Source organism: Pseudoclavibacter endophyticus (genome assembly GCF_008831085.1).
GTDB lineage: Bacteria > Actinomycetota > Actinomycetes > Actinomycetales > Microbacteriaceae > Pseudoclavibacter > Pseudoclavibacter endophyticus.
The window spans coordinates 315,008-326,756 of record NZ_WBJY01000002.1 but is presented as its reverse complement, the minus strand read 5'-3'; the positions used below and the strand labels follow the sequence as shown (position 1 = coordinate 326,756).

General features: G+C 68.8%; 7 protein-coding genes and 3 tRNA genes. 7 read left to right on the top strand and 3 right to left on the bottom strand.

Going from position 1 to position 11,749, the window contains the following annotated elements:
• The first annotated feature begins 391 nt into the window (after window positions 1-391).
• The 5 genes from F8O04_RS11170 to F8O04_RS11150 all read left to right on the top strand — a co-directional run bounded on the left by F8O04_RS11170 (window position 392) and on the right by F8O04_RS11150 (window position 4,490).
• Window positions 392-464 (top strand) — tRNA-Glu (locus F8O04_RS11170).
• Window positions 465-548: 84 nt separating this feature from the next.
• A tRNA-Asp gene (locus F8O04_RS11165) sits at window positions 549-622 on the top strand.
• A gap of 127 nt (window positions 623-749) precedes the next feature.
• Window positions 750-822 (top strand) — tRNA-Phe (locus tag F8O04_RS11160).
• A 630-nt stretch (window positions 823-1,452) separates the two neighbouring features.
• Entirely contained in the window at window positions 1,453-2,856 is a 1,404-nt protein-coding gene (locus F8O04_RS11155) for a purine-cytosine permease family protein (protein ID WP_158029454.1), read from the top strand.
• Entirely contained in the window at window positions 2,853-4,490 is a 1,638-nt protein-coding gene (locus F8O04_RS11150) for an amidohydrolase (protein WP_158029453.1), read from the top strand. The genes F8O04_RS11155 and F8O04_RS11150 overlap by 4 nt, the downstream gene beginning before the upstream one ends.
• 64 nt (window positions 4,491-4,554) lie before the next feature.
• On the opposite strand, the gene F8O04_RS11145 is transcribed toward F8O04_RS11150, so the two are convergent.
• On the bottom strand, window positions 4,555-5,457 hold the full coding sequence (locus tag F8O04_RS11145) for an MBL fold metallo-hydrolase (protein ID WP_158029452.1): 903 nt from the start codon (window positions 5,455-5,457) through the stop codon (window positions 4,555-4,557).
• A 500-nt stretch (window positions 5,458-5,957) separates the two neighbouring features.
• On the opposite strand from F8O04_RS11145, the gene F8O04_RS11140 reads away from it, so the two are divergent.
• A complete protein-coding gene (locus F8O04_RS11140; RefSeq protein WP_158029451.1) occupies window positions 5,958-8,459 on the top strand; it encodes an Ig-like domain-containing protein in 2,502 nt (833 codons plus the stop codon).
• Window positions 8,460-8,751: 292 nt separating this feature from the next.
• Here the strand turns inward: F8O04_RS11140 and cutA are convergent, their stop codons facing one another.
• Window positions 8,752-9,081 (bottom strand): divalent-cation tolerance protein CutA, encoded by a 330-nt coding sequence (gene cutA, locus F8O04_RS11135; protein WP_225735019.1) that lies wholly within the window; start codon window positions 9,079-9,081, stop codon window positions 8,752-8,754.
• 178 nt (window positions 9,082-9,259) lie between these two features.
• Here cutA and F8O04_RS11130 point away from each other — a divergent pair, with 178 nt between their 5' ends.
• Window positions 9,260-10,699: an MFS transporter gene (locus F8O04_RS11130; protein WP_225735018.1), complete on the top strand. Its 1,440-nt coding sequence runs from the start codon at window positions 9,260-9,262 to the stop codon at window positions 10,697-10,699.
• Window positions 10,700-10,722: 23 nt separating this feature from the next.
• Here F8O04_RS11130 and F8O04_RS11125 read toward each other — a convergent pair whose 3' ends face one another.
• Window positions 10,723-11,739 carry an aldo/keto reductase gene (locus F8O04_RS11125; protein ID WP_158029448.1) on the bottom strand — a complete coding sequence of 339 codons (1,017 nt, stop codon included), beginning with the start codon at window positions 11,737-11,739 and terminating at the stop codon, window positions 10,723-10,725.
• Window positions 11,740-11,749 lie beyond the last annotated feature (10 nt).

Here is an 11,749-nt window from a genome sequence, read left to right as displayed (position 1 = left end):
CCACATGCACAACTTCGGGGCACATGCACCCCGCGAAGCGCACGGAACCCTTCCGTTCACTTAGATCACAGCAACAACTCAAGTCACAGTAACAACTTGGTCGCGGATTGCCTAGCGCCGGCCGCGAATTGCCCCACCCCTGACCTGCCCTTCGGGGCGCAGCAGCGACCACCCACCTCAACACGACCATCCACCATCGACACACAGCCGCACCCCTTCGAGCCCACACCCCAAGGCACACCCCGTGAGGCGCGCGACATCACTCACCGTGGAGCGGAGCTTCCGGGCCCGGCCACGCGGTGCGCGACCACCACACCCGACCGCGCGCGCCTTTGCGCAACCCCGCCCATACCTCTATGCTTACTTCTCGGCAGTCAGGCCGTTTGCGGCTGGCCCCATCGTCTAGTGGCCTAGGACGTCGCCCTTTCACGGCGGTAACACGGGTTCGAATCCCGTTGGGGTCACGACCGAAGACGGTGCACCGGGCAACAAACCTGGTGTAGACTCGCCGGGTTGCCGAAACGGCAGCAAGCACAATTCAACAGTTTGGCCCTGTGGCGCAGTTGGTTAGCGTGCCGCCCTGTCACGGCGGAGGTCGCGGGTTCAAGTCCCGTCAGGGTCGCGATGCGACGCCCTTTCTTCGGAAGGGGCGTTCTGCATCCGGCGGTTCGCGAGAGCCGTCGGGTTCACGTCGCCGTGCTTCACCTCGGAACTGCGGTTGGCGAGTACCACCGGAGCTCCGCGCTCCCGGCTCTGTAGCTCAGTTGGTAGAGCGTTCGACTGAAAATCGAAAGGTCACCGGATCGATGCCGGTCGGAGCCACAACAGCCCCGGATTTCCACGGAAGTCCGGGGCTTCTTCGTCGCTCCCCGTCGGCGCCCGCCGCCACCGGCTTGCCCCCCGGCAAGCGCGGCCAGGCTGCGGTCATGTTCGCCGTCACGTAGAAACGGATCGCAGTCACGATCCTTCGCCCTTCTGGCCCAGCGCCGAGGAGCACGCTTGCGCCGACGAGGGTCGCATCACCGGCGGCAACGGGCATGTCTGCCGAAGCGCCGAGCAAGACGGCCGAGGCGCTCGCTCCCGTGCCCGCTGCATGCCGGTCTCTGTGCCAGCAGAGGACACGGCCACGGTCTTGCCTCTGAGGGGAGGAGACTCGCCCGACTCCACACAGCACCGGTGCTGTCCCGCTCGTCGGGACGAGGTCCATGCAGGAAGCATGCGGTTCACGACCGAGTGCCCCAACGGCGATGCCGACGATCAAGGGGTCATCTCTTAAGTTGATGCAACGCATATGGAATATCTGCGTAACAAATATGCAACAGGCGTCGCGCAAGCTGGCAGCCCTTGCGACCATCGAGCATCCGATGCCCCACCGCCGGTAGCCGACCTGGCGTGAGGGCCTGAACGGGCCGTCCGCAGCCACGATGGCCAACGTCATACGAAGGAGTAGTGATGAGCGCATCTCCCCGGCTCGCGACGAGCACGAACAGAATCGTCACGTTCGAGCGACGCCACATCCGTCCCATTCCCTCGACCGAGCGCCACGGCTCGCCACGCGGCCTCTTCTTCATCTGGCTCGGCATCAACATGCTGCCGCTGACGGTCGTGACCGGCGCGCTCGGCACGACCGTCTTCGCGCTCCCGCTCGGGTGGACCATCCTCGCCATTGTGCTCGGCAACGTGATCGGGGGGCTTGGCGCCGCACTGCACGCGTCGCAGGGACCGCAGCTGGGTGTGCCGCAGATGCTGCAGGCGCGGGCGCAGTTCGGCTATCACGGCGGAAGCCTGCTCGCCTTCCTCGCGCTGCTGATGTTCCTCGGGTTCTTCGCCTCGAACCTGGTCGTGGCCTCCCAGAGCTTCGCGGCCGTGATCCCAGGGCTGTCGCTCGACGTGGGCATCGTCGTCTGCGCGGCGATTGCGCTCGTGGTCGCGATCTTCGGGTACGACCTGGTGCGCAAGGCAATGGCGGTCTTCTCGATCGTCATCGGCGTCATCGTGGTCGTCTCACTGATCATGGTCGCGGCGACGCCGGCGACATTCGAGATCTCCCGGGAGCTGTCGTTCACCCCGGCGGGCTTCTTCGGAGTGCTCGCGATCGGCGTGACCTGGCAGCTCGCCTATGCCCCGTATGTGTCCGACTACTCGCGTTATCTCCCCGAGGGCAGCGGCGCCAAGCAGGCCTTCTGGGCGACCTACCTCGGCCTCGTCCTGGGCACCGTGCTCGTCATGATCCTCGGCGCGGTCGTGGGCCTCACCACCGGGGAGGACGGCAACGCGATGGCCGCCCTGGGGACGCTGCTGGGCGGGTTCGGTCCGTTCGTCCTCCTCGCGTTCGGCGTTGCGTCCGCCGTGATGAACTCGTCCAACATCTACTCGGGCGTGATGTGCTCGCTCACCGTCGTCGAGACGCTGTGGGCGCGGATCCGGGTGAACACCGGGTTGCGCGTGGGCATGACGGTGTTCTACGCGGTCCTCGCCGGCGCCGCGGCGGTGTTCGGGAAGGACGACTTCCTCCTCGTGTTCAAGGACTTCGTGACGCTGCTGCTGTACGTGCTGATCCCCTGGTCGGCGATCAACCTCGCGGACTACTTCATCCTGCGCAAGGGGCACTACGCCGTCGACGAGATGTTCGTCCGAAAAGGCGGGCTGTACGGGGAGTGGAACCGGGTGGGACTGCTCTGCTACCTGATCGGCCTGGTCGTCCAGATCCCGTTCATGGTGACGACGCTCTACACGGGTCCGCTCGCCGCCCCGCTCGGCTTCGTCGACGTGGCGTGGATGGTCGGCTTCATCGTGCCCGCGGCGGTCTATATCGTGTGGGAACGCTCGCGACGCGGGCAGGAGGCGCTGGCATGACCCCCTTCCCCGATCTCGTCGTCACGGGCGGGCAGGTTTGGGATCCCGAACGCACCGATGCGACGGCGGTCGCGATCCGTGACGGCCGTATCGCTGCCGTCGGCCCCGACGCAGAGATCTTGGCGGCGGCGTCGCCCTCGACCCGGCGCCTGGACGCCGAAGGGGGCGCGATCGTGCCCGGGTTCCACGACGCGCACGTGCATGCCGTCGCGGCGGGGCTCGCCCTGCTCGGATGCGACCTGTCGGACGCGCACGACGTGGACGGGTACGCGCACATCATCCGCCGGTTCGCAGCCGGCACCGACGATGAGTGGATCGTCGGTGCCGGCTGGTTCGGCGACGCGTTTCCCGGGGGCCTGCCGCATCGCCGGCTCCTCGACGAGCTCGTCCCCGACCGGCCCGCCGTGCTCACCAGTCACGACGCGCATGGCGTGTGGGTGAACTCGCGAGCGCTCGAGCGCGCCCGAATCACGGACGACACCGCGGATCCGCCGGCGGGGCGCGTCGTGCGCGACGCCTCGGGGCGGGCGACCGGCGTGCTGTTCGACGCCGCGGGGGAGCTGGTGACGCGGCTCATCCCCCGGCCGGACGCGCAACGGCATCGTGACGCGCTCCTCGCCGCGCAGGAACGGCTTCTCTCGTTCGGCATCACGTCGTGGCACGACGCGATCGTCGGCGAGTACCTGACGATCGCGGACCCGCTGCCGACCTACCTCGAGGCCCTCGCCGACGGCTCGCTTCGTGCACGCGTGACGGGGTCGATATGGTGGCCCGCCGACCGCGGAGCAGCTGACGCCCCGGAGATCCTCGAGCGCGTCCACTCTGCGCGTGCGGCCGGCTTCGAGGCCACGGGCGTGAAGATCATGCAGGACGGCATCTGCGAGAACTGCACGGCCGCCCTCCTTGAGCCGTACCGCGACGTCCATCCGCTCACATCCGGCGACTCCGTCATCGCGCCGGGAGAGCTCGCGGAGATCGTGACGGCCGTCGACAACGCCGGCCTCCGCGTCCACTTCCACGGCGTCGGGGACCGCGCCGTCCGAGAGTGCCTCGACGCGGTCGAGACCGCTCGCCAACGGAACGGGCAGGGGCAGCGCCACCAGATCGCTCACCTCGACCTCGTCTCCCCCGAAGACATCCCGCGTTTCGCGGAGCTCGGAGTCACGGCGAACCTGCAGCCGCTCTGGGCGCGCGCGGATCAAGAGATCCTCGAGCGCAAGCTGCCCTTGATCGGCGAAGACCGCGCGCGCTGGCACTTCCCGTTCGGCTCGCTGCGCGCCGCGAGGGCGCACCTCGCCATGGGCAGCGACTGGCCTGTGACGAGCCCGGATCCACTGTGGGGCCTGTACACCGCGTGCACCCGCACTGCACCGCCCGACGACGTCCACGCCCTCAACACCGAGTCGCGGGAGACCATGAACGTGGCCGAGCGCCTGGACCTGGCGACCGCCCTGCGCGCCTACACGCAGGGCTCGGCGGAGGTCATCGGCGCTCAGGACTCGGTGGGCCGCCTCACGCCCGGCCACCTCGCCGATATCGCGATCCTCACCGGCCCGCTCTCGGACGCCGGGTCGCTCGCCGAGGTTCGCGTCGCCCACACCCTGGTGGGCGGAGATGTGCTCTACTCGCGCTGAACACGACGGGTCTCGGCGACGAACCCGACGGCCGACACCGGGAAGTACGTTTGCTGTGGCCCTGTCAGGCCATGTCCATCGTCCAGGTGAGCTCGGGGTGCACGCCGCGGTCGCGGAAGGTGGCCGCGGCGTTGAGCAGACGAGGGGCGAGCATCTCAATGTCGGGCGCGCACGGGCGCGGGACCGGGACCGACTCCACGGCGAGGTGCCACTCGCGCGGGCTCAGGCCGGCACGGTGCGCCTCGTCGGCCACGCGCTCGACCTCCTCGAAGTACGCGAGGTCGGCCTCGCCGACCTCGCTCGCCTCGTCCGCGGACAGGAGCGGTCCGTGACCCGGCACGACGCGCTCCGGCTGGAAGCTCTCGATGGCCTCGAGCAGTCTCTCGGTGGAGCGGCGGGCCTCGGACAGCGACCACCACACCATGGGGTGCTGCGACTTCATCAGGTAGTCGCCGACCGCGAACAGGCCTTCCTCCTCGATGAACAGACCGAGCCCGTCGTACGCGTGACCCCTCGCGGCGACCGTGCGTACGTGCAGGCCGCCGACCATGAACCGCTCGGCGGGGCCGACGATCTGGTCCACCCGGAGCCGTGGCTTGAGATCGAGATTCCATTTGGCGCTCTCGGCCGCGAGGTCGTGCTCCGCCGATCCGTTGGCGAGGCGCTCGGCACCTTCCGGGCTCAGCACCACCCGGGCATCGGGGAAGAATCCGACGCTGCAGATGTGGTCGATGTCGGCGTGCGTGACGAGGAGCGTCGTCGGGACATCCCCGGCCCGGTCACGCATGACTTGCACGTCGTGGTCGTTCCAGCACGAGTCGATGAGCACGGCATGGTCGCCGCGATGGATCAGGATGCAGTTGCATTGCCAAACGGTGCCCTGCAGGTGGGTCACCGTGGGGCTCAACTCGCTCAGGATGCCGGGAGCGCCGGCCTTCGCAAGCGGGTGCGGACTCGTCGACCTCATCTTCCCCTCCTCCTGTCCAAGGACCTCGCCGAGCGGCTGCTCACGCAGAGGCAGGGTGTGAGTCCGGTCGGCACGCTGTCGTGGCGAAACGCAAGCGGCACCCCGATGTCGCCGACCAGATCGTACCGACGCTGACACGGCGCGGGCTGACCGTCGGGACGATCGTGGCCCACTTCGACGAGGTCTACGGGGCCGCCATGATGCTACGGCAGCCCCGCCGCCGCGGCATCACGTCGCGCGCGGCTCGCGCGTGCTCTCGAGCACCCACGCGTGATACCCCGGGGCTGACCGCCGGGGGCGCTGCTGGCGGCAGGATCGGCGACGCTCCTGCCGCCGCGCCGATGCGCGGAGCGCTCGTCCCGGCGCGACCCCTGGAAGCGAGCGGTCACCTTCGCGGGTGGCCGTCCGCTTTCCGCTTCCGGCGCGCCGCGACTCGGGCGCAAAGCGCGTGTGTCGATACGCTGTCACAGACAACGTTCAGCTTCCAGATTTGGGATCCCATGAACCGCACCCTTGCGACTCACCCATCGCGCGACCGAGGGCACAACGCCTCTCGTCTCGCCTTCACCGTGCTCGCCACCGTCGCCGCCGCGACGGTGGGCGTGAGCGGCTTCGCGCCTGCCGCCAACGCCGCCCCCACTGTCATCTCTGCACCGATGCAGGTGGTACAGCCCGTGCCTGCGGCGACCTGCCCGGCCGACCTGACCCGCTCTACCGAGCGCTTCTGGTTCTTCGGCGACGGCGGCGCGATCGATTTCGGGACCTCCGGCACGACAGCCACGCTGCTGCCGGACACCGGCAACCTCTCCCACGAGGGCACCACGGTCGTCACCGACTCGTTGGGCCAGCTCCAGTTCTGGAGCAACGGACAGCAGGTCTTCGATCGCGACAACAATCCCATGCCGAATGGCTCGGGCCTGCTCGGCAACCCCTCGGCGACGCAGACGGTTGCCGCGTTTAGCGCCCCCGGCCAGCCCGGCGTGTTCTTCATCGTCACCACCTCGACAGATGTGGCGCACCCCGCGAAGAACACCCAGCTCACCTACTCGGTCGTCGACATGAGCCTCAACGACGGGCTCGGCGACGTGACCGCGACCAAGAACGTGCCCCTGGGTGCGCCCGCCACCGCCTCCGAGGCGATCACCGCGGTGCCGAACGCCGACGGCACCGGCTTCTGGGTGCTGACGTACACGAACGGCTCGGCGAACATGCTGGCCTACGAGTTCGACGCGGACGGCCCGGTCACGGGCGAGGCCGTGGTCAGCACGATGCCCACGACGAACGGCAACCACTTCGGCTCGATCGCGGTGAGCCCCGACGGCTCGCGCCTCGTGGCCGTCTCCGGCGGATACGGCGCCCAGGTGTCGAGCGTCGTGCGCGTGCTCGACTTCGATGCCGCCAGCGGCGCGATGACCCAGACTCACGAGTGGAGCTTGCCAACGGGCGCCGGCACCGGCGAGAGCATTTACGGCGTCGACTTCTCGCCCTCGGGCCGCTACATCTACGCCACCAAGATCTTTGGCAACGGACAGCTCTACCGCTACGACCTGCAGCCCGGCGGGGAGGACGCCGCTGACGGCGCCGCGGTGAAAGCCACCGAGGAGAGGCTCGGCACGATCGGCGTCAGCGGCGGCCAGGTGCGCCGCGCGCCCGACGGCAAGATGTACGTCGCCAACGCCGGCGGCACGAGCCTCAGCGTCGTGAACACCCCCGACGAGGTCGACCCCGGCTTCGACAGCCTCGGCTTCCCCCTGGCGGACGGCACGAGCAGCCGCTTTGGCCTGCCGCAGATGGTCATTGGCTGCCCGCCCCCCGTGTCGGGGCCGCCGACGGTAGTGGACGACGAGTTCGAGGTGGAATACGGTGTCCCGGCGACGCTGAACCCTCTGGAGAACGACCAGGCGATCGGCGAGGGTGTGACGCTCACGGGCCTCGAGCTTGAAGGCGCGGTCGACGGCGTGCTGACGACCGACGCGGGAACCTTCGAGGTCCAGGACGACCTCACCGTGGTGTTCACCCCCGCCGAAGGCTTCTCCGGCGAGGTGCCCCCGGTGACCTACACGGTGACCGACAGCAACGGGCAGTCATCGATCGGCACCTTCGTGGTGACGGTAAACGATCCCGCCTTCGAGGCCCCGATCGTGGTGGACGACACCTTCACGGTCGAGCCCGGCACCCCGGCAACACTCGACCCGCTGGCCAACGACAGCACGGTCGGCGAGGGAGTCACCTTCGAGCAGCTCGTGCTCGAAGGCGCCGACCCCGAAACCGGCGTGCTGACGACCGACGCGGGAACCTTCGAGGTCCAGGACGACCTCACCGTGGTGTTCACCCCCGCCGAAGGCTTCTCCGGCGAAGTGCCCCCGGTGACCTACACGGTGACCGACAGCAACGGGCAATCATCGACCGGCACCTTCGTGGTGACGGTAAACGATCCCGCCTTCGAGGCCCCGATCGTGGTGGACGACACCTTCACGGTCGAGCCCGGCACCCCGGCAACGCTCGACCCGCTGGCCAACGACAGCACGGTCGGCGAGGGCGTCACCTTCGAGCAGCTCGTGCTCGAAGGCGCCGACCCCGAAACCGGCGTGCTGACGACCGACGCGGGAACCTTCGAGGTCCAGGACGACCTCACCGTGGTGTTCACCCCCGCCGAAGGCTTCTCCGGCGAGGTGCCCCCGGTGACCTACACGGTGACCGACAGCAACGGGCAATCATCGACCGGCACCTTCGTGGTGACGGTGGAGGCGGCTGCGGGCGGCGAGACGCCCGCTCCCACCGAGACACCCGCCCCCACCGAGACACCCGCTCCCACCGGGACGCCCGCTCCGACCGAGACGCTGGTTCCGACCGAGACGCCCGCCGCCAACGACCAGGACGGCAGCGGCCTGGCGAACACCGGCCAAGAGAGCGCCTTCGCAGGCCTGCTCGCGGCCGGGGCGGCGATCATGGCGGGTGCCGCGGCGCTCCTGATGTCGCGCCGCCGCCGCTCGGAGAGCTAGGCAGCGCAGCGCCGAACGGGCGGTCACCTTCACGGGTGGCCGCCCGTTCGGCGTTGCTCAAGGGCGCGCGACCGATACGCTGATCTCCGCCTGGCTGGGCCGACTACGGGCCGGGAAACTCACGAGGAAGCGTGCGCGTTGCGCACCGAGACCACGCTCGAGATCCACCGGTCCTCGCCACCCACACTCTGGCCACCGAGCTCACCCTCAGCACATCCCCCGCGACTCGCTGCCGCCCGGTTGCGGGCCGAACGACAGGAACACGGCGGCGACGAAGCCAGCGCCTGAGCACTCACGTCGCGCGCGGCTCGCGCGTGCTCTCGAGCACCCACGCGTGATACCCCGGCGCCGCCGCCAGCACCGGGATGGCCACGATCTGCGGCTCGTCGTAGGGATGCAGCACGGTGACGCGCTCGATCAGGTCGGGCACGAGCGACGCGCGAGTGTGGAGCACGACGAGCGTCTCGGGCTCGTCGGCGACATCGCCCTCCCACCGGTAGATCGAGTGAACGGCGGCGATGTTGCCGCACGCCACCAGGCGGTCGTCCACGAGCTGCCGGGTGAGCGTCTCGGCTTCGGCGCGCGTCGCGGTGGTGACGGTGACATCGGCGAGTTGGTCCACGGCTGGCTCCATCGGGTTCGGCGACGGCGTCATCCGTCTGCCGCTGAAACGATCCTTCCCTCGTGGCGAGGGAATCGCCACCTGTGCGAGGTTCGACCGCAGGAAAGCCTCGAAGCTTCCTTCCACCTGCGCCGTCACTGTGTCGGACCACTTCTCACGCAGGGGTAATGTGAAGCGAGTGGGTGACGAGGCGAACAGGCGGAGGCTCACGTACTCGGTCCCCAAATGGCTGACGGTGCTCGCGCTCGCGTTCACCGGCCTCACGTCGGCCTACATGTTCACGCTCGTCGTGCCGATTCAGTCGGAGCTCCCCCACCTGCTGGACGCGCCCCGCGAAGACACGGCGTGGGTCGTGACCATCACACTGCTCGTCGCCGCATGCGCGACGCCCATCTCGGGCCGACTCGGTGACATGTACGGCAAGCGCCGCATCGTGCTGATCCTGATCGGGTTCCTGCTCCTCGGCTCCGTCGTCGCCGCGCTCTCGACGAACATCGCAGGGGTCATCGTGGGCCGCGGGCTCCAGGGCGCCACGACCGGCGTCGTGCCGCTCGGTATCGCCATCATGCGAGACGTGCTGCCGCGCAAGCGGCTCGGCAGCGCCGTCGCGCTCATGAGCGCCACAATGGGCGTCGGCGGCTCGGTCGGCATGCCCGTCAGTGCCTTCATCGTCGAGAACTTCGACTGGCATGCGTTGTTCTGGGTGGCCGCAGGTCTCGGGGTCATCTCGCTGGTGCTCGTCATCGCCCTCGTCCCCGAGAGCGTGCTTCGGACCGCCGGACGTTTCGATTTCCTCGGCGTCGTGGGTCTCAGCATCGGCCTCGCCGGCATCCTGCTGGCGATCTCGCGCGGCGCGGACTGGGGCTGGTTTTCACCCGCAACACTCGGTTCCGGCCTCGGGGGCGTCGTCGTGCTCCTGATTTGGGGCTGGTACCAGCTGCGAGCATCCGCCCCGCTCATCGACCTGCGCGTCGCCGCGCGCCCGGCGGTGCTGTTCACCAATCTCACCGCGATCTGCATGGGCTTCGCCCTCTTCGGCAACAACGTGCTGCTGCCGCAGTTGCTCGAGCTGCCGACCGAGTCGGGTGCGGGCTTCGGCCTCGGCATGTTCGAGACGGCGCTGCTCGTCATGCCTGCGGGGCTGCTGATGATGCTGATTTCACCGATCTCTGGCTGGCTCGAGGGCAAGATCGGCGCCCGGGCCATGCTGGCCATCGGCTCGGGCGCCGTCGCACTCTCGTACGTGTATCTGCTGATCTGGTCGGACGAGATCTTCCATCTGTTCATCGCGAACCTTATCGTCGGCGTCGGCATCGGCCTCAGCTTCGCCGCCATGCCGATGCTCATCATGCGGTCGGTGCCCGCAGAGGAGACGGGCGTTTCCAACGGCATCAACGCGCTCGCCCGCTCGCTCGGCACCTCGACGGCCTCGGCGGTCATGGCCGCCGTGCTCGCCGCCGTGTCGATCGACTACAACGGGGTTGCCGTGCCGACGGCGACGGCATTCAACATCAGCTTCTGGATCGGCGCGATCGTCGGCATTGGCGCAATGGTGCTGTCGCTCCTCATTCCCCTGCGTCCGTTCCAGCAGCACCACCCTTCGGTCCCCCGCGACTAGGCGACCAGTCGGCGAGCCGGCGGTTACCGGTCGATCGTCGACATGTCGCCGTACCGGTCGCCTACGACCGCCTCGCGCGGAACGGCCCGCTCGAGTTCGGCGACGACCTCCGGCGCAAGCGTGATGCCGGCCGCCGCCGCGTTCTGCTCGAGGTACTCGACCCGCTTCGTGCCGGGGATCGGCACGACCGTCACGCCGTCCCGGCCCGAGTGGCTCATGACCCACGCGAGCGCGAGCTGGCCCGGCGTGCATCCGAGGCGGTCGGCGATCTCGCGCACCCTGGTGACGAGGGCGAGGTTGGCCTCGAGCGCGTCGCCTTGGAACCGCGGAAAGTACGCCGACGAGCGCGCGTCGCCGTCGGGCAGGTCGGTCGGTGCGGCGATCGAGCCCGTCAGCAGGCCGCGCCCGAGCGGCGAATACGGCACGAGGCCGATTCCGAGCTCGGCCAGCACGGGCCACACGGCGTCTTCGACGTCGCGCGAGAACAGCGAGTACTCGGTCTGCACCGCCGTGATCGGATGCACGGCGTTGGCGCGTCGAATCGTCTCCGGACCCGCCTCAGACAGGCCGAGGTGCCTCACCTTCCCCGCCGCGACGAGCTCGCTCATGGCACCGACGGTGTCTTCGATCGGCACGTCGAAGTCGACGCGGTGCTGGTAGTAGAGGTCGATGACGTCGACGCCGAGGCGCTGCAGCGACGCGTCGCATGCAGCCAGCACGTACTCGGGCTTGCCGTTGACGCCGAGCATCGTCCCGTCGGGTAGACGCTCGTTTCCGAACTTCGTCGCCAGCTGCACGCCGTCGCGACCCTGGCGGCTCGAGGCGATCGCGCGCCCGACGAGTTGCTCATTCGTGAAGGGCCCGTACATGTCGGCCGTGTCGAGCAGCGTGACGCCGAGGTCGAGTGCCCGGTGGATCGTGCGCATCGCGGAGGCTTCGTCGCGATCGCCGTAGAAGTCGGACATGCCCATGCAGCCGAGCCCGAGTTGCGAGACGGTGAGTGAAGAGGCGGTACCAAGCGTGGTGTGCTGAATGCTCATGGACCCGAGT